We start from the raw sequence: 20,393 nt of genomic DNA, 5'->3' as shown, positions 1-20,393 counted from the left end.
GAAGATCGACGAATTCGTCACCAGGTACAACGAGTCCTGCAAGCCCTTCACCTGGACTGCGACAGCCGACTCGATCCTAGAAAAGATCGTGCGACTGTGTTCGCGAATTAACGGGACAGGACACTAGCCTGGCGCTGATTCAGGTGCCGGCGCAGGCCCGTTTCTCTGCCGCCCAGTCTCCTAGCGGAGGGCCTGCCGGAGTTGCGCGGCGCACAGCTGCACCGCGGTGTTCGCTTCGTCGATCACGGCGCCCATCAGGATGAAGCCGTGCATCTGGCGCGCGAAATTCACCAGCGTGGCCGGGGACCCGGCCGCGCTGAGTGCGTGGGCGTATTGCACGCCTTCGTCATGCAGCGGGTCGTATTCGGCCACCAGGACCAGCGCCGGCGGCAGGCGCGAGAGGTCCGGATGGAGCAGGGGCGATGCGCGCCAATCCGTCACCAGCCCGGCTTCGCCTTCGCCGAGGTAGTGCGTGCAGAAGTACGCCATGCTGTCCGCGCCCAAGGTGTAGCCCGTGGCCCGCGCCCGATAGGAATCGCTGCCGCGCCGCAGGTCGGTGACGGGATAGATCAGAAGCTGGAAGCGCAGCTGCGGGCCGCCGCTGTCGCGAGCGGCCAGTGCCGCCACCGCCGCGAGGTTGCCGCCCGCGCTGTCACCACCGACGGCCATGCGTGACGCGTCGAGCGACAGCGCCGCGGCGTTTGACGCCACCCAGCCCAGCGCCGCGATGGCATCCTCGGCCGCCGCCGGGAAGCGATGCTCCGGCGCCAGGCGGTAGTCGACCGAGAGGACGGCACATCCCGCGCCATTGGCGAGTTCGCGGCACAACGTGTCGTGGGTGTCCAGGTCGCCGATCACCCATCCGCCGCCATGGAAGAAGACGAGGACGGGCAGGCGCTCGTCGTTCCCGCTGCCTGGCGGCCGGATCAGGCGGGCCGGGATCGGGCCACCGGTGCCGGGAATCGCCAGGTCTTGCGACAGCGCCACCACCGGCGGCGGCGGCTGCGTGTAGCCGGCGCGTTCGCGATAGAGCCGCCGGTTCTCCTCCGGCGTCAGGACGTGGGCGGGCGCGACGCCTTTTTCCTGCAGCAGGCGCAGCAGGGCTTGGGCTTGGGGGTGCAGCATGGGGAAAAGGTCCTCGCGGCGAGTGTCGCACGAGGCGCGATTTGGCCGCCACCTACAATTTCCCCATGCAAGCCCTGCGCATCTACGCCGGCCCCGGTGCCCGGCGCCACATCGAGAAGCATGGCCTGCAGCCGCGTGACGTGGGGGTGGTGCCGGCGGCCGCTGGCGGGCCGAAGGGCCTCATCCTCGGGCCGCTGGATCGTTTCCTGTTCGGTGAATGGCTGCCCAAATCGGACCACGCGATCGACCTGGTGGGCGCGTCCATCGGCGCCTGGCGCATGGCCACGGCGTGCCTCAACGATTCGGTCGCCGCCTTCGAGCGGCTGGAGCGCGACTACATCGCGCAGGACTACGAGCTGCGGCCCGGCCGCAAGACGCCGACCGCCGACCACATCTCGGAGCGCTTCGCGCACAACCTGCAGCTGTTCTACGGCGGCCGGGTGGGCGAGGTGCTCGCGCATCCGCGCTTTCGGCTGCACATCGTGACCTCGCGCGGGCGGCACGTGCTCGGACGCGAGCACCGGCTGGGCACCCCCATGGGCTACCTCGGTGCGTTCCTCAGCAACACCCTCCATCGCAAGGCGATGGGCGCCTGGCTGGAGCGGGTGGTCTTCTCCAGCCCGCACCAGGAAGCTCCCGCTGCCTTGCCGTTCGGCACGGGCGATTACCGCACCCGCCAGGTCGGCCTCTCCGAAGCGAATTTCTTTCCGGCGTTGCAGGCCAGTTGTTCGATTCCGTTCGTGCTGAAGGCGATCCACGACATTCCGGGGGCGCCGCGCGGCGCCTACTGGGATGGCGGGATCACGGATTACCACCTGCACCTGCACTATCGCGAGAAGGACAACGCAGGGATCGTGCTGTACCCGCACTTCCAGCGGGCCGTCGTGCCGGGCTGGCTGGACAAGGGCTTCAAATGGCGGCACCGTGCCACGGCGTTCCTGGACCACATGGTGGTGCTGGCCCCCGACCCCGACTGGGTGCGCACGCTGCCCAACGGCAAGCTGCCGGACCGCACGGATTTCCCGCGCTACGGCACCGAGCTGCAGGCACGGGTCACGGCCTGGACCGCGGCGACCTCCGCCAGCGCCCAGCTGGCGGATGAATTCGCGCAATGGCTTCATCAGCCCGATGTCGCGCGGGTGGAAGCCCTGTAGCAGGCCGCGCCGCACCAGCTTGCGCAGCTGGGGTCGGGTGAGGGTCCGTCAGAGCGAGGTGGCGAGCATCTCTTCGTAGTCGCGCGCGCTGGCCTCGCGCGGGTTGGTCTTGTGGCAGTGGTCCGCGAGCGCGCCATGGATGATGCGGTCGAACCAGTCGCGCTGCACACCCATCTCGGCGAGGCCGGCGGGCAGGCCCAGGCGGGCATTCATGTCGCGGATGGCGTCGGGGATGTCGCCCGCCGAGGCCAGGCCCATGGCATGCGCCATGCGCTCAAGCCGGCGGTCCTTCTGCACCGACGCTGTTTCCGCGTTGAAGCGCACCACGGCCGGCAGGAACATCGCATTCAGGGTGCCATGGTGCAGACGCGGGTCGACACCGCCCAGGCTGTGGCTGAGCGAATGCACGCAGCCGAGGCCCTTCTGGAACGCCATGGCGCCTTGCATGGAGGCGCTCATCAGGTTGAAGCGCGCCTGGCGGTCCGAACCGTCCCGCGTGGCGCGTTCGATGTTGGCCCAGCCGCGCTCGAGCCCGTCCAGCGCGATGCCGTCGGCCGGTGGATTGATGGCCGCCGACATGAAGGTTTCCATGCAGTGCGCGATGGCGTCCATGCCGGTGGCCGCGGTCAGCTTGGCCGGCAGGCCGAACGTGAGCTCCGGGTCGCAGATGGCCGCCTTGGGCACCAGGTGCCAGGAATGGAAGCCCAGCTTGCGGTGGTCGTCCACGATGATGATGGCGCCGCGCGCCACTTCGCTGCCGGTGCCGCTGGTGGTCGGCACGGCGATCAGTGGCGCCGCGCGGTCGGTGATGCGGGGCGAGCCGCCTTCGATGGTGGCGTAGTGGGTCAGGGGACCTTCGTGGGTGGCCGCGATGGCGACCCCCTTGGCACAGTCGATCGCCGAGCCGCCGCCCACCGCGATGAGACCGTCACAGCCTTGCGCCCTGTACACGTCGGCGGCTGCGCGCACGGCCGCCTCGGTCGGGTTGGAGGGCGTCTGGTCAAAGACGGCGTAGGCCATGCCGGGCAGGGCGTCCAGCGCCTTCTGCAGCACGCCGGCGGCCTTGACGCCCGGGTCGGTGACGATCAGCGGCTTGCTGATGCCGACCCGCTCGCACTCCTGCTTGAGCAGCTTGATGGCGCCGAAATCGAACTGGATCTGGGTGACGTAGAAGATGAATGCCATGGTGGGACGCGCTGTACGATGTCGAAAAGAAGACCTTCACTGTAAGCGAGGAGACCCCCCATGCCTACCCCGACTTTCCTTTGCGGCGTCGCGCTCGCGATAGCCGCTGCCAGCACGGCCCAGGCCGCCTGCATGACCGATGCGCAGGTCCAGGAGCTGGTGGCCCAGATGATGGCGCGCACGCCGGCTGCCAACCCCGAAGGCCTCTCGGAGGCCGACGGCGCCTGCAGCCGCGCCAAGGTCAACGCTCTGCTCGAGCAACGGCTCGGCAAGGTGATCGGCTACAAGGCCGGGCTCACCAACCCGGCCGTTCAGAAGCGCTTCAACCACGACAAGCCCGTGTGGGGCAAGCTCTACCAGGGCATGGTGCTCGCCAACGGCGCCTCGGTGGATGCGGCGTTCGGCGCACGCCCGCTGTTCGAGGCCGACATGCTGGTGCGCGTCAAGGACGCGTCCATCAACCAGGCCAGGACGCCGATGGACGTGCTGCTGGCGATCGACCAGATCATCCCCTTCATCGAGTTGCCCGACCTGGTGGTGCAGGCGCCCCCCAGGCTGAACGGCCCCGCCATCGACGCGATCAATGTCGGCGCGCGGCTGGGCGTCGCGGGGACGCCGATGGCCGTGCCGGCGACCCGTGCGGAACGCTACGCCATGCTGGACGCGCTGCGCGACATGAACGTGGTGCTGGCCGACGGCGCCGGGGCCGAGCTGGGCAAGGGCAAGGGCAGCGACATCCTGGAGCATCCGCTGAACGCGGTCGTCTGGCTGGCCGAAGCGCTGGCCAAGGAAGGCCTGGCGATGAAGCCCGGCGAGTTGATCAGCCTGGGCTCGTTCTCGCCCTTGCTGCCGCCCAAAGCCGGCTTGAAGGCCACGGCGACCTATGGGGGTTTGCCTGGCGCCGCGCCGGTGTGGGTGCAGTTCAAGTAGCGGTGTTGGCGTTTCTCCCGCAATACCCGGAACTGACCCCCGCCATGCGTTCCGTGCTCGAACGGATGGCGCGGGCCGGCCACACTCCACTGCATGCGCTGCCGCCCGCCGAGGCCCGGGCGGCGTACGCGGCCGGCGCTGGTGTGCTGGAGATTCCCGCTGCCGTCCTGCCGCGCGTGGAAGACTTGGTCATCCCGGCGCGAGACGGCACACCTCTGCATGCGCGCCTCTACGCGCCGCGGACCGATCCATTGCCCGTGCTGGTCTACTTCCACGGCGGCGGCTTCACCATCGGCAGCGTCACGACGCACGACGCCCTGTGCCGCACCCTGAGCCGCCAAGCCGGTTGCGCCGTCGTTTCCGTCGACTACCGGCTGGCCCCGGAGCATCGGTTCCCGACGGCGGTGGAAGACGCCTGGGAAGCGGTGCGGCACGTCACCCGGCATGCCCCGGAACTGGGTCTGGATACCCACCGCCTCGCGCTGGGCGGCGACAGTGCGGGCGGCACACTGGCCACCGTCTGTGCCTTGCTCGCGCGCGACGCCGGGATTCGCGTGGCCCTGCAGCTCCTGTTCTACCCGGGGTGTGCCGGCCGGCAGGAAACCCTCTCGCACCAGCGATACGGCGCGGGGCTGGTGCTGGAACAGGCGCACATCGAGTACTTTTTCGGGCACTACATCGCCGGGACCGAGCGCGACGACTGGCGCTTCTCACCTTTGAATGCGCCCGACGTGGAAGGCGTGGCGCCGGCCTGGTTCGGCCTGGCGGAGTGCGATCCCCTGTTCGACGACTGCCTGCTGTACACGGATAAACTCCGGGCAGCGGGCGTGCCCGTGGCGCTCGAGATCTACCGTGGCGTCACGCACGAATTCATCAAGATGGGGCGCATCCTGCCCGAGGCGAAACAGGCGCATGCCGACGCCGCGGCCGCGTTGCGAGAGGCGTTTGCAGCATGAAGCGAGAAGATTTCCGGTTTTTCCATCGCCTGCGGGTGCGCTGGGCCGAAGTGGACATGCAGAAGATCGTGTTCAACGCGCACTACCTGATGTACTTCGACACTGCCGTCGCGGACTATTGGCGCGCGCTCGCGATGCCGTACGAGGAAGCGATGCACCAGCTCGACGGCGACTTGTACGTGAAGAAAGCCGGCATCGAGTTCCACGCATCCGCACGCATGGACGACCGGCTCGACGTGGGCATGAAATGCGCGCGCATCGGCAATTCCTCGATGACCTTCCTGGGCGCCATCTATCGCGGTGACCAGTTGTTGATCACCTGCGAGCTGATCTACGTGTTCGCCAACCCGGCCACGCAGACCTCCCGCCCCGTGCCCCAGGCCTTGCGTGACATCCTGATTGGCTATGAAGCCGGCGAAGCCATGCTGCGCGTGGAGACCGGGCCCTGGAGCCGGCTGGGCGCGGACGCCCGCGCCATCCGCACGGCGGTCTTCGTCGAAGAGCAGCGCATTCCGGCCGACCTGGAATGGGACGTGGCGGACGAGGACGCCATCCATGCAGTCGCCTACAACCGCCTGGGCCAGCCGGTGGCCACCGGGCGCCTGCTGGCCGCGGGGCCGGGGGTTGCGAAGATCGGCCGGATGGCGGTGCACCAGGTGCTGCGCGGCACGCGCGTGGGCGAGCAGGTCCTGCGCGCGCTGGCGCAGGCGGCATCGACGCGCGGCGACACGCGCGTGGAGCTGCATGCCCAACGCAGCGCGGAGACTTTCTACGCACGCCTGGGTTTCGCTGCCGTGGGCGAGCCGTTCGACGAAGCCGGGATCGCCCATGTGGCGATGGCGCGCCCGCTGCCGTTCGCGGCTTAGTTCCGGTGCCGAAACGTCCGACCCAGGCCGCCGCGACGGCCGCGCCAGCGCCGCTGCCCGGCGAGGTCGTGCGGGATGATTGGACCGTGGTGATCCTGGCCGTCATGATGTTCCTGGCACCCGCGCTGGGCGTCCCGACCGAGCTCATGCTGCAGGACACGCTGAAGTCCATCATCGTCGCCATGGCCGTTCTGAGCGCGGCCCTCCTGTTCTTCCTGCAGATGCGTGGGCGCCGCGAGCCGCTGCGCTGGCATGGCTTGTTGTGGCTGCCACTGGCACTGCTGCTTTATGCGCTGGGCAGCATGGCCTGGTCGCACGCTTACCTCGGCGGCGTCGAGGCGGTGCGATGGTTCGTCTTCACCCTGTTGCTCTGGCTCGGCCTGAACACCCTGGCACGCGATCGGCTGGCCTGGCTGGCCTGGGGCGTGCACGCGGGCGCCGTCGGGGCCGCGCTCTGGGCAGCGCTGCAATTCTGGGTGGACTTCGACCTGTTCCCGCAGGGGCCCAATCCGGCCTCCACGTTCGTCAACCGCAATTTCTTCGCCGAGTTCGTGGTCTGCACCTTGCCGTTCTCCATGCTGCTGCTGGGACGCGCACGGGCCAGCGGGAGCGTGGTGGCGCTCGCGGTCAGCAATGGGCTGATCATCACCACGATCCTCATGACGGGGACCCGGGCGGCATTGATCGCGCTGTGGCTGCAGCTCCTGGTGGTCTGGCCGCTGATCGCATGGCGCTGCCGCCGGCAGTTCGCCTGGCCGGGCTGGACGCTCCCGGTGCGGGTGGCTGCGCCGCTGGTGCTGGCGCTGACCGTCCTGGTGTTGGGCCTGGTCCCCAGTGCCAACCCCAAGATCCTGGTGGAGGAGCGAGGCGCCCATGCGCTGGCTCGCGCCTTCACGCGCACCCAGTCGATCGGGCCCAGGGACTACTCGCTCGGCGTGCGCATGGAGATGTGGCGCGCCACGCTGAACATCATCCAGGCCCGGCCGTTCACCGGGGTGGGTGCGGGCGCCTGGGAGAGCGAAGTGCCGCTCTACCAGGCCGAGGGCTCGCAGCTCGAGACCGACTACTACGTCCACAACGAATTCCTCCAGCTGCTCGCCGAGTACGGGCTGGTCGGCTGGACCTTCCTGGTGCTGCTCTTCACCTATCTCATCGTTTCCGCGGGGCGGACCTGGAAGGCGGCGACCGAGACGGAGGATGCGGAAGCGTTGTGGCGCGCGACGCTGCTGTGCAGTCTCCTCGCGCTGATGGTGGTGAGCTGCATCGGCTTTCCCTGGCGCATGGCCGCCACGGGTGCCCTGTTCGCGCTCTGCCTGGCCGGGCTCGCGGCTTCGGATGCACGCCTGGGCCATGCGAGTCCCGCATTGGCGCAGGCGTTGCGCTGGACGCCGGCGCTTCGACAGGCGGCGATCGCGGTGACTTGCGCGTGCATCGCCCTGGCGCTTTTCATCACGCAGCGCGCCGCCGAAAGCGAACGCAAGATCGTGTCCGCCGCGAAGATCGCCCTGGCCATGAGCGCCTCGGGCCGGCCCGACGACCCGCGCTGGCGTGCGAGCCGCGAAGAGATGCTGCGCCTGGTGCGAGAGGGCGTCGCCATCAATCCGCACTATCGCAAGATCACGCCGATGGTGGCGGACGAACTGGCGAAGTGGGGCGATTGGGCGAACGCCACCTGGATCTGGGAAAGCGTGCTCAGTTCGCGGCCGAACGTCGTGGCGATCATCAGCAACGCCGCGCGCGGCTATTCGTCGACCGGCCAGCCGGACAAGGCGCTGGCCATGCTGGAACGCGCCAAGCGCATCCAGCCACGCGCGCCATCGGTGCGGTCCCTGGAGGTCGTGCTGCTCGGCCGCGCCGGCAAGGAGGCCGAAGCGCTGCGCCTCGCCAAGGCGGCGCTGGCCGCCGGGGTGTACGACTATGACCTGGTCAATGCGCTCTTCGTCCTGGCGTCGCGCGCGAAGGAGTTCGCGCTGGCGGAGCAGGCGATGGCGCTCCGCGTCAAGGACTGGCCCGAGAGCCAAAGTTCGGGCCAGGTGCGGCTGGGCTTGATGTATGCCACCGGGATGAACGATGCGGCCAAGGCCCGCGCGGCGTTCCGCGCAGGGCTGGCGGCGGCGGCGGACCCAGCCGAGCGCGACAAGCTGCTCGCGCAGATCCCACCACCTTTCCGGCAGGAATTCACGCCGACCGCCTCACTGTCCCCCCAGGCTTCCTACACGTCTTCCAGCAGCAGATAGGGCAGGGGCTGCAGCTCCAGAGGGACCCCGTCGACCGCACCTGCCGCCAGGCCGCCTCGCTCCGCAGCGGCCAGTTGCAGCGAGACGATGGCGTCGAATCCACCGCCAGGCGCCGCGGCCGACTGGACCACGACGCCCGCGGGCTGCTCGGCATCACCCGCCGCAAAGACCTCTTGCCCGGACGCCACCGCCTGCGGGGCATGCGCGATGAAAGCACGCCGCTTCAGGGTGCCGCGGAACTGGCTGCGCGCCACGACTTCCTGGCCCGGATAGCAACCCTTCTTGAAGTTCACGCCGCCGACCGACTCGAAATTCAGCATCTGCGGGACGAAGGCTTCGACGACCGGTGCGCTCAAGGTCGCGATACCGCTTCGGACTTCGCCCCACAACCAGTCCCCGGTGACCATCGACTCGCCGGGCGGGGGCGCGGCGTTGGCGGGCGCGATCCACAAGGCGCGCGGCTGGCCGTCGGCCGGGTAGAGATGGACGACGTCGGCATCGCCCAGGGAGCCCCGGCTCCACGGCGCCGCCGGTGCGATGCCCGCGCCTTGCAACACCGTGCCGGCCAGCCCGTACAGAGCGAAATCCCCGCTGGCATCCGTCAACTTGGCCTTGGCGCGCAGCACGAACATCGACAGCCGCTTCAACGTGGGCGCGAGGAGATCGCGGCTGCAGACCAGCAGGATCTCTTCCGGTCCGCGCTTGAAGCCGATGAAGCTGGCCAGCATGCGCCCCTTGGCCGTGCAGAACGCGGCCAGCCGGGCCTGGTCGGGGCCGAGCAGGGCGAAGTCGTTGGTCAGTTGTCCATTGAGGAAGCTCGCCGCGTCGGGCCCCGCCGCACGGATCACGCCGAGGTGGGGCAATGCGGCCACGCCGTTCAGGGGGTGGGTCATGCCCTGAATTATCATGGCCGGTCCATTCCATTGAAGAAGTAAGGGCGGCGGTCCGGTGCTCCGATTCCTGAAGACGGTGTTCCTGCTGGGCTTGCTCGCCGCGCTGGCCGGCGCGGGCGGCGCGTGGTGGTGGCTGCAGCGGCCGATGGGCATGCCTGGCACGACGGTCGACCTCTCCATCGAGCCGGGGATGTTGCCGCGCGCGGTGGCGCAGGCGGTGGCGGACGCCGGTGTGCAGGTCCACCCCGAGCTGCTTTACGCCTGGTTCCGCGTTTCGGGGCAGGGGCGCGCCATCAAGGCGGGCAGCTACGAACTGGAGCGGGGCATCACGCCGCGCCGCCTGCTCGACAAGCTCGCGCGCGGCGAGGAGGCACTCCGCGCCGTGACGCTGGTGGAAGGTTTCAACTTCCGCCAGTTCCGGGCCGTCATGGCCAAGGGGGAGCAGCTCAAGCCGGACACGGGCCAGCTTACGGACGCCGAAATCATGAAGTTGCTGGGCCGCGAAGGCCAGCACCCGGAGGGGCGATTCTTTCCGGACACCTACACCTATGCCAAGGGCTCGAGCGACGTCGCCGTGCTGCGCCGGGCCCTGCGGGCCATGGACAAGCGGCTGGCCGCGGCCTGGGCCCAGCGGTCGCCGCAATCCGTCCTGAAGACACCGGACGACGCCCTGGTGATGGCGAGCATCGTCGAGAAGGAAACGGGGAAGGCCGGTGACCGCACGCTGATCTCGGCCGTCTTCCACAACCGGCTGCGGGTGGGCATGCCGCTGCAGACGGACCCCACCGTCATCTACGGCATGGGGGCGGCCTTCGACGGCAACCTGCGCAAGGCCGACCTGCAGCGCGACACGCCCTGGAACACCTACCTGCGCGGCGGCCTGCCGCCGACGCCGATCGCCATGCCAGGCAAGGCGGCGTTGCTGGCCGCGGTGCAGCCCGCGCCCGTGAAGTCACTCTACTTCGTCGCCAAGGGCGACGGCACCAGCCAGTTCAGCGACTCGCTCGACGAGCACAATCGGGCCGTCAACAAGTACCAGCGCGGCCAATGAGCCCATCTTCCAGGCCCGGCCTGTTCATCAGCTTCGAGGGCATCGATGGCGCCGGCAAGTCGACCCACATCGAGGCGCTCGCGCAGGCGTTCCGCGACGCCGGCCGCGTGGTGGTTCTGACGCGCGAGCCGGGCGGCACGCCGCTGGCCGAGCGGCTGCGGGGGCTGGCGCTCAACGAGGCGATGGACCCGCTGACCGAGGCACTCGTCATGTTCGCGGCGCGCCGGGATCACCTGCTGCTCGTCATCGAACCGGCCCTGGCGCGCGGCGACGTCGTGCTGTGTGACCGTTTCACCGACGCCACGTTTGCCTACCAGGGCGGTGGCCGCGGCTTCGACATCGATGTGCTGGCCACCCTGGAACGCTGGGTCCAGACCGTCCCGGCGAAGGCGCCACCGGCGTTGCGCCAGCCCGACCTGACCTTGTGGTTCGACCTCGCGCCCGCCATCGCGGCGGAGCGGCTCGCCGGGGCCCGCCTGCCGGACAAGTTCGAGTCGCAGCCCCAGGCCTTCTTCGAGAACGTGGCCGGCGGCTATGCGGCGCGCATGGCGGCGGACCCCGGGCGCTTCGCGCGGATCGATGCGGCGCTGGAGCGAGACGCCGTCCGGGCCGCCGTCGTCGCCGCGGTGCGGGCGAAAGGGCATCTGGGATGAGCGCGCCCTGGATCGACAGACAACGCCGTGCCTTGCTGGCACAGCGGGGTCACGCGTGGTTGCTGCACGGCGCATCGGGTCTCGGGCAGTACGACCTGGCTTTGGGCCTGGCCCGGGCATGGCTGTGCGACCGGCCGACGGAGCAGGGTGCCTGCGGCGAATGCGGCAGCTGCCACCAGATCGAGGTGCGTGCCCATACGGATCTGTGCGTGCTGATGCCGGAAACGGTGCTGCTGGCCCTGGGCTGGCCGTTGGGCGAAAAGGCGCAGGCGGACATCGACGACAAGAAGCGCAAGCCCAGCCGGGAGATTCGCGTGGACGCAATGCGCGACGCCGTGGAGTTCGCGCAGCGCACCAGCGGGCGCGGACGCGGCAAGGCCGTGCTGGTCTATCCGGCCGAACGGATGAACAACGTGACCGCGAACGCCCTGCTGAAAACGCTGGAGGAACCGCCGGGGGACGTGCGCTTCGTCCTGGCCACCGAAGCCGCGCACCTGCTGCTGCCCACCATCCGCAGCCGGTGCCTGGGACACGTCATGCATTGGCCGGACCAGGCGGCTGCGCTGGCCTGGTTGCAGGAGCAGGGCGTCGCCGGCGCCGCCGCGGGCACCTTGTTGCGGGCGTCGGGGGGCCGGCCGGAAGGTGCGCTGCGGATGCACGAGGCTGGCCTGGATGGCCCGACGTGGTCGGCACTGCCGCAAACGTGGCGCCGGGGCGACGTCGCGCCGGTCGCTGGTTGGGCACCGCCCCAGGTGATCGACGCGATGCAGAAACTCTGCCACGACCTCCTCGCGCGCGACGCGGGTGCGCAGCCGCGCTTCTTCGAGAACAACGATTTGCCGCCGGTGCGCTCGGCCGCCGCCCTGCACCGCTGGTCGCGTGGTCTGGCCCGCGCTGCGCGGACGGCCGAACACCCCTTCAATGCCGGGCTGATGCTGGAAGCGCTTGTGAGCGAGGCCCGCTCGGCCCTAAACTCGGGGACCTGAGCCCCCCATGAGCACCGCACCCACCACGCCCGCCTCGCCGCCGACCCCGCGTCCCAGCGTCATCCAGCTGGCGATCAAGGAGAAGGCGGCGCTGTACGCCGCGTACATCCCGCTGTTTTCAGACGGCGGCGTGTTCATCCCCACCTCGCGCGACTACAAGCTCGGCGACGATGTGTACGTCCTGCTGTCACTGCCGGACGACCCGCAGCGCTACCCGGTGGCCGGCAAGGTGGCGTGGGTCACGCCGGCGCGCGCGGCGGCGAATCGCACGCAGGGCGTCGGGGTCCGCTTCCCCGCGGACGACAAGTCGAAGCTGCTGAAGGTCAAGATCGAGGACATCCTCGGCGGGCACCTGGCTTCCGAGCGGCCCACGCAGACCATCTGAGTCCCTACAATTTCTGATTTCGGTGCCCGGCCGACTGCCGGCGGCGCCGCCATTCCCATGTTCGTCGATTCCCATTGCCACCTGAGTTTCCCTGAGCTGGCTGCCCAACTGCCGCAGATCCGCGAAGCCATGGCCGCGGCTGGCGTGGACCGCGCGCTCTGCATCTGCACCACGCTGGAAGAGTTCGAGGATGTGCACGCATTGGCGATGCGCTACGACAATTTCTGGGCCACGGTCGGCGTGCACCCGGACAACGAAGGCGTTCAGGAACCGGCGCTCGAGCATCTCCTGGAGCGCGCCGCGCGGCCGCGGGTGGTGGCGATCGGGGAGACCGGCCTCGACTATTACCAGATGGAGGAACGCAAGGGCGGCCGCGGCATCGGCGACCTGGAATGGCAGCGCAACCGCTTCCGGACGCACATACGGGCTGGGCGGCAATGCGGCAAGCCGCTGGTGATCCACACGCGCGCTTCGTCGGCGGACACGGTCGCCATCCTGAAAGAGGAGGGCGAAGACGGCTCGCCCGGCTCGGCCGGCGGCGTTTTCCACTGCTTCACCGAAACGGCCGAAGTGGCCCGAGCCGCGCTGGACCTTGGCTTCTACATCTCGTTCTCGGGCATTCTCACATTCAAGAGCGCCGCCGAACTTCGCGATGTCGCCCGGTTCGTTCCGCTGGACCGGATGCTGATCGAAACCGACAGCCCGTACCTGGCGCCTGTGCCGTATCGGGGCAAGGTCAACAATCCGTCTTACGTTCCGTTCGTGGCGAAGCAAGTCGCCGAACTCCGGGGCCTCCCCGTGGAAGACGTCGCGGCCCGGACCAGTGCCAATTTCGAAGCCCTATTCGCTGGCGTTCGATGCTGAGGAACAACATGAGATTTCTTCTTTATCTAGCTGTCTTTATTGGATTTTCTTCGGCCAGTGCCGGATCCTACGAGGACTATTTCCAGGCGTTGAAGCAGGACAATCCGCGCGTCGTCTCATCCCTGCTGCAACGGGGATTCGACGCGAACGCGCTGGATCCGGCGGGTGTGCACGGGCTGTTCACCGCCCTGAAAGACGGGTCGCTCAAGGTCGCCGAGGTGCTGGTGGAATGGCCCAAGACGAATGTCGAGTGGCGTTCGCCGAAGGACGAAAGCCCGCTGATGATGGCTGCATTGAAAGGCCACACCGACCTCGTGCGCAGGCTCATCGAACGCGGCGGAGACGTGAACAAGCCAGGATGGACCCCGCTGCACTACGCCGCCACCGGCGGTCATGTGCCGATCATGGAGCTGCTGCTCGAGCACCATGCGTTCATCGATGCCGAGTCGCCGAACAAGACGACGCCGCTGATGATGGCGGCGCACTACGGCACGTTGCCTTCGGTGAAACTGCTGCTCGAAGCCGGTGCGGATCCGACGATGCGCAACCAGTTGGGCCTGTCGGCCATTGAATTCGCGCAACGGGCAAACCGGAAGGATGCGGCTGACCTGATCGCCGCAGCGATCCGTGCCAAGGCACCTAAAGGCAAATGGTGACAGTATCTTGGCGGAGGATCCTCATCTAATTGATGAGGTTTGAGGCAGCGCTATTTCGGGACGCAGGGGTTGATCAACTGGACGCCAGCGGACAGCGTCCCGGTGTCGGCCTGGCAGCGGGCCATGTCGGCGTAGTGGCTCTCGACGAGGACGCCTGGCGGGTTGTAGCGCAAGGTCGCCTTCGCCTGCAGTTGCGGGCCGGCCGACTCGGCCTGACAGCGCGCCGCGCGTCCCGCGATCGTCTCGACCCTGCGGCAGAAATCGTCACTCGGATAGTCGAACTGGCGTATCGGTGTGCCCGCCGAGTCCCGGTAGACCAGGTGCTTGCCAGGAGTTGATGCGGTGGGCGTCTGGGTCGCGCAGCCCGCGATCCCGAGCGCGGTCGCGGCCAGCAGGGCCAAGCGGAAGGTCGGCATAGATTCCCCAATGACTCATGAAGCCGCTGCGAACACGGCGATATGGTTTTGTACCGGTCCTGGACCGTTCTGTGGGGTCATGGTAACAGGCATACGATGTGCATTATGTCAACTATCCCAAAGACCACCAGGGCCCAACCCGTCCAAACTGTCCGACTGCAGACGCGCCGACCTTCATTAGGTATGACCGGCCGTTCACTCTCCCGCACTGAGAGCGCCAATGGAGAAATCAAGGTCACCCTGACATCTGCGGCGTCAGGCGATGACCGCCGCCTCAGCTGCTAACGGGGCCTGAACAAACCAACCGCCGGTGCGGCAAATCCTGGCGGTGCCGTCTGCTTGATGGGCATTTGCTGAACGTGCCGCCAGCCGGTGGCACAGCGCTACGAACACGATCATGGTGCCCAAGTTGGGCGCCTTTTCTAACACTTTTCCCCAGCTGAACGATTCTTTCCGGAGCCGTTTAATCGACCACCCCTGAAGGGAAATTGTCCACGGAACCGTATCAATGGAGAAACTCAGGTCGTCCTGACAGCGGAGGTTGAGTGCCCAGCCCTCTGCAGCCCTCGCAGAATCTAGGCATGTCCAAGCCAGTTATTGCACTCGATGCCGACGGCGTCCTCATCGACTACGGACTGGCGTACGCAGGTGCTTGGCACCGAGCCTTCGGCCAGCGTCCAGCGTTGCGCGATCCCACCGCGTACTGGCCCATCGATCGCTGGGAGGTTGAGCGTTTGGCGGACGACGAGCGGCTCACAAAGCTCCGTCTCGCGTTCGATGATGAGTTTTGGGGCGCCATCCCTCCTATCGCGGGTGCCATCGGTGCCTGCACCGCCCTTGTCGGAGCCGGATTCGACCTCGTGTGCGTCACGGCCCTACCCGAGGCGTATCGGGCCGCCAGGCAGCGCAATCTGCAGGCGCATGGATTCCCCATCGAAGTGGGGCACGCCACAGACAACGTCCTCACGACGGCAAGTCCCAAGGCCGACACGCTGAACGCCCTGGCGCCGGTGGCCTTCGTCGACGACTTCCTCCCGTACTTCGTGGGAGTGAACCCGTCGATTCACCGCGCGCTGATTCTGCGTGAGCCGACGGGGTCACCGAACACGGGGGATTTGTTGGTCCACGTCGACTCACAGCACGCCGACCTAGCGTCGTTCGCACGCTGGTGGCTGGAGCGGGGCTCGGCGGGACGAAAGTAGACTGCGGCGCTTCGCAGCTTGTGCGGCTTGAATCTGGCCATCATCCGAATGGATGACTCGCCTCGCCCGGATGGCGACTGGCTGCCTGGGCGACCAGAAGAGGCGCCGAGCTGGGCGTGATTCCCTAATTGCCCGCACGCCGACGGGCCTTCGGGATTAAGGCCCGTCGAACTGGAACACGTTGCGAGTGGCCGGCTTCTTGGCGTTGATCTTCATCACAGCCTCGAAATGATGATGATGGTGGTCCTGCCCCATCATCGTCTTGTAGAAGGCCAGCTTGTTCTGATATGCGGCCGCCGCATCATCGAGGCCACTGGCCCGGCGGAAGCGCCACCAGCGGAAGTCGATCCAGCCGTGCAGCTTCCAGAACCGGGTGTTGAAGATGTTGACCGTGGGGTCCCCAATGTTGATCGGGCTGGCATTGTCGGACCAGCGGTTGTGCAGGTAGTTGTGCGCGCCCGTCTGGAGGTCTGCGCTCACGGCCAGCGGATTGCCGGGGACGGGGCGCATGCGGGTTTGCAAAAACAGGCCAAAACCGTCGTCGCCATCGAAGGCCGGCGGGTGAGACTCCAGTTTCGCGAGGCCGGCGGCCATGTCGGCGTTGAACACTCCCTTGGCAGGATTGGGCGGGTCTCCCGGCAGATCCGCAGGCACAGCGTCTTCGCCGTCCGCGGGATCCTGGGGCACGGCGTGCCAGCCACGTAGGAAGTGCAGGTGCTCAGGGAACTCGTCTAAGAGCAGAGCGATCATGGCCCGGTGCATGTAGAGGAAATCCTCGCCGTTGCCGGCCTCGCCCTCCTGCGTCTGGGCCCGCTGCCATCCCTTATCCTTGGCTTCCTGGATCATCTGCGCGATCCAGGCCGGCGCGTTCGGCAGCGCGGCGCGCGCATGCCATACGTCCCAGCGGCGCTCAAAGTGCCACTGGTCGTGGTGCTGCCCCCAGCCCTTCTTGTTCATCCAGGCCACCATGTTTTCCGGCATGCGCTCGTCTGCCATGAGCATCTCCTCAGGACCCGCCAAGCGCGGGCAGGTCATCCTAGGCCGCTCGGACTGAGCGGTCATCCACCGAATTGGGGAGTGCCTGGTTGCTGCGGGCATTCGACGGCCTGGGGGCCACCAGTCAGGCCCTAAGCGGGATTCGTGCCGCCCGTCTGGGCCTGCGTATGCAGGACCGACGACGCTCAGTGTCGAGGGGCAAGCGCTGTCCACGCCTAGGAAAACCTAGAAATACGCGCCGCTCTGCATGGCCATGAGGGTCGTCCGAATCCGCTCAAAGCCGCCAGGCTCATTGAGCAAATCCACCGGTCGCTTGAAGCCGAGAGCCGGCACCTCCTCGCTCATCCAACGCGCGAGCCACGATTCGGCATCGAAGCCTGCTGGACTACCCGACTCCTCGACCACCCGCTGTACTACTGACACCAGCGGGGCGATAGCTTCTGCGGAATCCATCGCTTCATTCTCTCCCTTAAAGCTGCCGGGGACGTGGACCAATCACGGCGCTCCAGCACCGTGTAGTACAGGAAGCGCAGCGGCTCATGGTCGACAAAGGCTTTCGACGGGAGATTCGCCCGTGATCATCGTCAAACCGAGGCATCCCGGCTACTTCACGCGACGAAGGTGAGGCTGCGGTGGCGCGAGCTTGTACAACGCCTGCAGTTCCTCGTAGTGCACGTGAAGCACCTCCCCCAATTCCTGCACGGACAACTCACTGTCATCCAGCATGTGCTCGAACATGCCGGCCACCAGTGTCGGTTGCTCCACCGGAATGTCGAAAGCAGCGGGTTCACGTGTACTCCAACCCTTGGCCGCACGAACCTTCCAGAGGTATTCGGCCTGAGTCGTGCGGATCGCCCCCAGTTCCGAAGCGCGATAGACCAAAGCCCCGATGGACACCTTCCAAATCGGCTTCATTGCAGCCGCCTTGGCCAGCGACAGACCTGAAAGTTCCGGTGCGATATCGGCCGCGGGCATCAAAAAAGCGGAAGCGAACGCATCGGCCTGTTGCTCCATCTCTGGGCAAGGGAAGCCATGCATGACCAGGTGGCCGAGTTCATGCGCCAGGGTGAACCGAAGCCGGTCGCCTGGAAGCACCGTGTTCACGAAGATGATTGGCGGCAGTCCAGGGACGCGATACGTTGCAGCATCGATTTTGGCGTGGTCCATGTCACAAGGCATTACGACGCAGCCCGCTCGCTCAAGGCACTCGGTGACCGAGGCAACCGGACCATTGGGCAGGTACCAGGCGCGGCGAACCGCGTTGGCCACCTCCTCAGGCCCACCCTCGAAGTCATCACAGTCGTAATTCGGCAGCTGCAACTCAGGCTCCAATTCCACGCTGCGCAGCAAAGTGCGGACGTGCGCGATCCTCACGTTGAACTCGGCGATCACCTTGTCCAGCACGCGCTGGCCCACCGAGGCCCGTTTCCTGTACATCGGGTGGGCGCTCATGGGCGGGCCGTACTCGCGTTCGGCCTGGAAGAAAAAGCTCGACGGGCAGTTCAGCGCGCGGCCGAACTGCTCCACCATGCCCGAGGTGACGGGCTTGAGTCCCTGCTCCACCTTCGACAGTGAAGCCTGGCTGATTTGCGCCCGCTCGGCCAGCTCCGCCTGGGACAACCCCAACATGCGGCGGCGGATACCGAGCAGCTCGTGTCTGAATTGCGGTCTACGTTCCTCCACCCAGTTCTCGTTTGCGGCGGCCATCCTTGCTCCTTTTTGCTTTCAATACTCGTTTCGCAACAGGCGGGCCAGAGGGAGCTTCTGGCGCGAAAGGCAATACAGTCTGCTGCTTGTCGTCGCCGCCCAGCAGGTCCAGGTGCCAGGCGATGCGCTGGCCGTGGCGCTGCACCAGGCAGATTCTCTCGATCTCGGTTTCGCTCTTGTCCAGCACATAGACGAGCTCGACGCGCTTGATGCCCGTCCCGAACAGGTCCTTGTCGCTGTCATGGAAGTCGAGGGCCAATGGGGTCGGATAGTTCCGGGACAGGAGCTGCGCCGAGGCCTTCTTGAACCGCACGAACACCCGGTCGTGAAAGAGCAGACCCTCCCATTCGCGCAGCGTGGTGACTCGGACATTTGCCGCGTCGCCGAAGGTGCGGCGCGCCCGCGCGATGAACTGGTTCCAAACGCAGGTCGCGCGCACGCGCCGGTGCTGCAGTTGTGGCGCCATTGGGTTCTTGCGCCAGTCGTCCCAGGCCTCGTTGACGACGCTGCGAAGCTGCGTCTGGTAAGGCTGGAAGAACTGCTTGGCTTGTTCCGTCGACATGACAACCATCGCGTCCCTTTCAGGTGGTTGAGCGCGACTATATTCGATGTTCGCGCCAAAAACAACGGAAATTTATTCCTGATTCGATTCCCAAGCGGATTCGGCTGGTGCAGCACCCTGCCGCCGCGTGTACGTCAAAGCAGGGCCCTTGCACCCGCGGAGCCGAAACGATCTTGGAGCGGATACCGGTGCCTGGCTGGGGGGCCTCGGTTCGGGAGACGCCCGCTCAGGCATGCGGGACTTGATGCACAACGGATCTCACGGGGCCGTGTAGATGGCGGCTTGCTGGAATTGCCCCTCGTCAGCTATACCTGCAAACACGATGACCATGGCGTGCTCGATGGCGAGGGGAAATCAGAGATTGAGCATGCCCGAGAAGCTTGCCCCCCTCGCCTGGGAAAACTGAAGCTTTGACCGGCGGCTCCATGCCCTTCAGCGCTCTATCCCCCGACGGCCCCATCAGCATCCTTGGCGCCGACATCACGACGGTGGAAAACATGCGCCGCCGCAACCGCGAAGAGGCGTGCTTCACTGCGAAGTGCTGCGGAGCTCCTCTCGTCATCCGCACCGCGCAGGGCAAGCTGCCGCACTTCGTGCACAAGACCGTTCCTGACAGCTGCGCCGGCGAACGCGGGGAATCGCCAGAGCATCGGCGGCTGAAGGCTGTCATAGCGAAGGAGGCTGAGAGCACCTACGAATGGGACGTGGAGACCGAGGCGATTGGGCGAGACGCCGAAACCCAGAAGGTGCTCTGGCGGGCCGACGTCCTGGCAGCCAAAAACAAGTCGGCCGTGGCATTCGAAGTGCAGTTATCCCAGGCAGATTTCGACGACATGCGCCGGCGGCAGGCGCGATACAAGGCCTCAGGCGTGCGAGGTCTCTGGTTCGTGCGCACGAAGAAGGGCTTCCCGGCCAGCAAGGAGTTACCGATCTTCGCGGTCGAAACTGACCGCAATGGCGACTGGGTGTCGCTTGCGACTGCCTGGGATCGGCCGGAAATGTGGAGATACGCCGATGGAGCCGAGTCCATGGAGCTGTCCGAGTTCGTGCGATCGGCACTGGATGGGAACTTGAAGTGGGCGCCGTTTGAGGGCGTTGGTGACACCTGGCTTCAAGGATGTGTTGACTACGACCACATCGGGGAGTGCCCTGGCTGCAAGCGCACCATAGTTCGGCATCGTGCTGTACGGGCGAGGGTTTCTTCCGAAGATGGCTATCCCCAGTTCATGTTCGGAGGCTTCAACGAGTACCGCCGCAATTCCGAGTGGCACATGCCCATCGTCAACGCGGTATGGAACAGCGTGCGCACCAAGGTCGACAAGACCTACCGGAGCAGCAACGGCAACTGCTGTTGGTGCTCCGCTCCCCTGAAAGAAGCGCCATTTCAGATGTTTGGCAACAAATGGGGTGCCCTCACCGCGCCCCTTCAGCTGAAGGACCTTCCGAAGCCGAAATTCGGGAGTGTCGAACGCGAATGGCTTCGGCGATGGACCGTAGTTGACCGCTAGCTTGCGGGTGGTGAACTTGCACGACAGCCTGGCATCGCCGCGCAAAGTCGTGGACGCCGAG

At 66.8% G+C, this 20,393-nt stretch carries 22 protein-coding genes and 1 pseudogene; 14 read left to right on the top strand and 9 right to left on the bottom strand.

The window, feature by feature from the left end; translation table 11 throughout:
• A pseudogene (locus tag FN976_RS24525) lies at positions 1 to 127 on the top strand (IS630 family transposase); the annotation flags it as partial.
• Positions 128 to 180: 53 nt separating this feature from the next.
• On the opposite strand, the gene FN976_RS24520 reads toward FN976_RS24525, so the two are convergent.
• A complete protein-coding gene (locus FN976_RS24520; protein ID WP_145895866.1) occupies positions 181 to 1,125 on the bottom strand; it encodes an alpha/beta hydrolase in 945 nt (314 codons plus the stop codon).
• Between the two features lie 65 nt (positions 1,126 to 1,190).
• On the opposite strand from FN976_RS24520, the gene FN976_RS24515 reads away from it, so the two are divergent.
• On the top strand, positions 1,191 to 2,279 hold the full coding sequence (locus tag FN976_RS24515) for a patatin-like phospholipase family protein (RefSeq protein ID WP_145895864.1): 1,089 nt from the start codon (positions 1,191 to 1,193) through the stop codon (positions 2,277 to 2,279).
• Positions 2,280 to 2,327: 48 nt separating this feature from the next.
• Here FN976_RS24515 and FN976_RS24510 read toward each other — a convergent pair whose 3' ends face one another.
• Positions 2,328 to 3,464 carry an iron-containing alcohol dehydrogenase gene (locus FN976_RS24510; RefSeq protein ID WP_145895862.1) on the bottom strand — a complete coding sequence of 379 codons (1,137 nt, stop codon included), beginning with the start codon at positions 3,462 to 3,464 and terminating at the stop codon, positions 2,328 to 2,330.
• Positions 3,465 to 3,524: 60 nt separating this feature from the next.
• Here FN976_RS24510 and FN976_RS24505 point away from each other — a divergent pair, with 60 nt between their 5' ends.
• Genes FN976_RS24505 through FN976_RS24490 form a run of 4 tightly spaced genes read left to right on the top strand, consistent with a single transcriptional unit; the run spans position 3,525 to position 8,453 of the window.
• Positions 3,525 to 4,394, top strand: coding sequence for a 2-keto-4-pentenoate hydratase (locus FN976_RS24505; RefSeq protein ID WP_145895860.1), 870 nt, complete (start codon positions 3,525 to 3,527; stop codon positions 4,392 to 4,394).
• A 44-nt stretch (positions 4,395 to 4,438) separates the two neighbouring features.
• The gene (locus FN976_RS24500) at positions 4,439 to 5,350 is read left to right on the top strand and encodes an alpha/beta hydrolase (RefSeq protein ID WP_145895858.1); all 912 of its coding nucleotides are present in this window, start codon (positions 4,439 to 4,441) and stop codon (positions 5,348 to 5,350) included.
• A complete protein-coding gene (locus FN976_RS24495; RefSeq protein WP_145895856.1) occupies positions 5,347 to 6,216 on the top strand; it encodes a YbgC/FadM family acyl-CoA thioesterase in 870 nt (289 codons plus the stop codon). Before FN976_RS24500 ends, FN976_RS24495 begins: the two co-directional genes overlap by 4 nt.
• A gap of 5 nt (positions 6,217 to 6,221) precedes the next feature.
• Positions 6,222 to 8,453: an O-antigen ligase family protein gene (locus FN976_RS24490; protein ID WP_145895855.1), complete on the top strand. Its 2,232-nt coding sequence runs from the start codon at positions 6,222 to 6,224 to the stop codon at positions 8,451 to 8,453.
• Here FN976_RS24490 and ygfZ read toward each other — a convergent pair.
• A complete protein-coding gene (gene ygfZ, locus FN976_RS24485) occupies positions 8,429 to 9,346 on the bottom strand; it encodes a CAF17-like 4Fe-4S cluster assembly/insertion protein YgfZ (RefSeq protein ID WP_145895853.1) in 918 nt (305 codons plus the stop codon). The two genes, FN976_RS24490 and ygfZ, sit on opposite strands and share 25 nt — an antisense overlap.
• 55 nt (positions 9,347 to 9,401) lie before the next feature.
• Here ygfZ and mltG point away from each other — a divergent pair, with 55 nt between their 5' ends.
• The 6 genes from mltG to FN976_RS24455 are packed head-to-tail and all read left to right on the top strand — an operon-like array spanning position 9,402 to position 13,941.
• On the top strand, positions 9,402 to 10,397 hold the full coding sequence (gene mltG / locus FN976_RS24480; protein ID WP_145895851.1) for an endolytic transglycosylase MltG: 996 nt from the start codon (positions 9,402 to 9,404) through the stop codon (positions 10,395 to 10,397).
• Positions 10,394 to 11,050: a dTMP kinase gene (gene tmk / locus FN976_RS24475; protein ID WP_145895849.1), complete on the top strand. Its 657-nt coding sequence runs from the start codon at positions 10,394 to 10,396 to the stop codon at positions 11,048 to 11,050. The genes mltG and tmk overlap by 4 nt, the downstream gene beginning before the upstream one ends.
• Positions 11,047 to 12,036 (top strand): DNA polymerase III subunit delta', encoded by a 990-nt coding sequence (locus tag FN976_RS24470; protein WP_145895847.1) that lies wholly within the window; start codon positions 11,047 to 11,049, stop codon positions 12,034 to 12,036. The genes tmk and FN976_RS24470 overlap by 4 nt, the downstream gene beginning before the upstream one ends.
• Before the next feature lie 7 nt (positions 12,037 to 12,043).
• Positions 12,044 to 12,421, top strand: coding sequence for a PilZ domain-containing protein (locus FN976_RS24465; protein ID WP_145895845.1), 378 nt, complete (start codon positions 12,044 to 12,046; stop codon positions 12,419 to 12,421).
• Positions 12,422 to 12,478: 57 nt separating this feature from the next.
• Positions 12,479 to 13,285, top strand: a complete 807-nt coding sequence (locus FN976_RS24460) for a TatD family hydrolase (protein ID WP_145895843.1) — start codon at positions 12,479 to 12,481, stop codon at positions 13,283 to 13,285.
• Positions 13,286 to 13,293: 8 nt separating this feature from the next.
• Complete coding sequence (locus FN976_RS24455) at positions 13,294 to 13,941, top strand: ankyrin repeat domain-containing protein (RefSeq protein ID WP_255440822.1); 648 nt, start codon at positions 13,294 to 13,296, stop codon at positions 13,939 to 13,941.
• Between the two features lie 50 nt (positions 13,942 to 13,991).
• Here the strand turns inward: FN976_RS24455 and FN976_RS24450 are convergent, their stop codons facing one another.
• Both FN976_RS24450 and FN976_RS29040 read right to left on the bottom strand, forming a co-directional pair.
• Positions 13,992 to 14,342 carry a hypothetical protein gene (locus tag FN976_RS24450; protein WP_222432880.1) on the bottom strand — a complete coding sequence of 117 codons (351 nt, stop codon included), beginning with the start codon at positions 14,340 to 14,342 and terminating at the stop codon, positions 13,992 to 13,994.
• 270 nt (positions 14,343 to 14,612) lie between these two features.
• Positions 14,613 to 14,765: a hypothetical protein gene (locus tag FN976_RS29040; RefSeq protein WP_186511165.1), complete on the bottom strand. Its 153-nt coding sequence runs from the start codon at positions 14,763 to 14,765 to the stop codon at positions 14,613 to 14,615.
• 173 nt (positions 14,766 to 14,938) lie between these two features.
• On the opposite strand from FN976_RS29040, the gene FN976_RS24445 reads away from it, so the two are divergent.
• Positions 14,939 to 15,559 (top strand): HAD family hydrolase, encoded by a 621-nt coding sequence (locus tag FN976_RS24445; protein WP_145895839.1) that lies wholly within the window; start codon positions 14,939 to 14,941, stop codon positions 15,557 to 15,559.
• Positions 15,560 to 15,715: 156 nt separating this feature from the next.
• On the opposite strand, the gene FN976_RS24440 is transcribed toward FN976_RS24445, so the two are convergent.
• From FN976_RS24440 to FN976_RS24425, 4 genes are all read right to left on the bottom strand, one after another.
• The gene (locus FN976_RS24440) at positions 15,716 to 16,555 is read right to left on the bottom strand and encodes a hypothetical protein (protein ID WP_145895837.1); all 840 of its coding nucleotides are present in this window, start codon (positions 16,553 to 16,555) and stop codon (positions 15,716 to 15,718) included.
• A 225-nt stretch (positions 16,556 to 16,780) separates the two neighbouring features.
• A complete protein-coding gene (locus tag FN976_RS24435) occupies positions 16,781 to 17,008 on the bottom strand; it encodes an MbcA/ParS/Xre antitoxin family protein (protein WP_145895835.1) in 228 nt (75 codons plus the stop codon).
• A 150-nt stretch (positions 17,009 to 17,158) separates the two neighbouring features.
• The gene (locus tag FN976_RS24430) at positions 17,159 to 18,262 is read right to left on the bottom strand and encodes a helix-turn-helix domain-containing protein (RefSeq protein ID WP_145895833.1); all 1,104 of its coding nucleotides are present in this window, start codon (positions 18,260 to 18,262) and stop codon (positions 17,159 to 17,161) included.
• Positions 18,225 to 18,824 carry a hypothetical protein gene (locus FN976_RS24425; RefSeq protein WP_145895831.1) on the bottom strand — a complete coding sequence of 200 codons (600 nt, stop codon included), beginning with the start codon at positions 18,822 to 18,824 and terminating at the stop codon, positions 18,225 to 18,227. Before FN976_RS24425 ends, FN976_RS24430 begins: the two co-directional genes overlap by 38 nt.
• 410 nt (positions 18,825 to 19,234) lie before the next feature.
• Here FN976_RS24425 and FN976_RS24420 point away from each other — a divergent pair, with 410 nt between their 5' ends.
• Positions 19,235 to 20,332 (top strand): competence protein CoiA family protein, encoded by a 1,098-nt coding sequence (locus tag FN976_RS24420; protein ID WP_145895829.1) that lies wholly within the window; start codon positions 19,235 to 19,237, stop codon positions 20,330 to 20,332.
• The last annotated feature ends 61 nt before the right edge of the window (positions 20,333 to 20,393 follow it).

The sequence above is a fragment of the Caenimonas sedimenti genome (assembly GCF_007833165.1).
Lineage (GTDB): Bacteria > Pseudomonadota > Gammaproteobacteria > Burkholderiales > Burkholderiaceae_C > Ramlibacter > Ramlibacter sedimenti.
This window is presented reverse-complemented; position numbering and strand designations above follow the sequence as displayed.

Excerpts from the sequence above, each read along its gene's own strand:
- FN976_RS24455 (WP_255440822.1), top strand. The coding sequence starts at position 13,294 with ATGAGATTTCTTCTTTATCTAGCTGTCTTTATTGGATTTTCTTCGGCC.
- FN976_RS24505 (WP_145895860.1), top strand. The coding sequence starts at position 3,525 with ATGCCTACCCCGACTTTCCTTTGCGGCGTCGCGCTCGCGATAGCCGCT.
- FN976_RS24460 (WP_145895843.1), top strand. The coding sequence starts at position 12,479 with ATGTTCGTCGATTCCCATTGCCACCTGAGTTTCCCTGAGCTGGCTGCC.
- tmk (WP_145895849.1), top strand. The coding sequence starts at position 10,394 with ATGAGCCCATCTTCCAGGCCCGGCCTGTTCATCAGCTTCGAGGGCATC.
- ygfZ (WP_145895853.1), bottom strand. The coding sequence starts at position 9,346 with ATGACCCACCCCCTGAACGGCGTGGCCGCATTGCCCCACCTCGGCGTG.
- FN976_RS24440 (WP_145895837.1), bottom strand. The coding sequence starts at position 16,555 with ATGGCAGACGAGCGCATGCCGGAAAACATGGTGGCCTGGATGAACAAG.
- FN976_RS24425 (WP_145895831.1), bottom strand. The coding sequence starts at position 18,824 with ATGTCGACGGAACAAGCCAAGCAGTTCTTCCAGCCTTACCAGACGCAG.
- FN976_RS24435 (WP_145895835.1), bottom strand. The coding sequence starts at position 17,008 with ATGGATTCCGCAGAAGCTATCGCCCCGCTGGTGTCAGTAGTACAGCGG.
- FN976_RS24445 (WP_145895839.1), top strand. The coding sequence starts at position 14,939 with ATGTCCAAGCCAGTTATTGCACTCGATGCCGACGGCGTCCTCATCGAC.
- FN976_RS24520 (WP_145895866.1), bottom strand. The coding sequence starts at position 1,125 with ATGCTGCACCCCCAAGCCCAAGCCCTGCTGCGCCTGCTGCAGGAAAAA.
- FN976_RS24495 (WP_145895856.1), top strand. The coding sequence starts at position 5,347 with ATGAAGCGAGAAGATTTCCGGTTTTTCCATCGCCTGCGGGTGCGCTGG.
- FN976_RS24430 (WP_145895833.1), bottom strand. The coding sequence starts at position 18,262 with ATGGCCGCCGCAAACGAGAACTGGGTGGAGGAACGTAGACCGCAATTC.
- FN976_RS24470 (WP_145895847.1), top strand. The coding sequence starts at position 11,047 with ATGAGCGCGCCCTGGATCGACAGACAACGCCGTGCCTTGCTGGCACAG.
- FN976_RS24510 (WP_145895862.1), bottom strand. The coding sequence starts at position 3,464 with ATGGCATTCATCTTCTACGTCACCCAGATCCAGTTCGATTTCGGCGCC.
- FN976_RS24465 (WP_145895845.1), top strand. The coding sequence starts at position 12,044 with ATGAGCACCGCACCCACCACGCCCGCCTCGCCGCCGACCCCGCGTCCC.
- FN976_RS24500 (WP_145895858.1), top strand. The coding sequence starts at position 4,439 with ATGCGTTCCGTGCTCGAACGGATGGCGCGGGCCGGCCACACTCCACTG.
- FN976_RS24515 (WP_145895864.1), top strand. The coding sequence starts at position 1,191 with ATGCAAGCCCTGCGCATCTACGCCGGCCCCGGTGCCCGGCGCCACATC.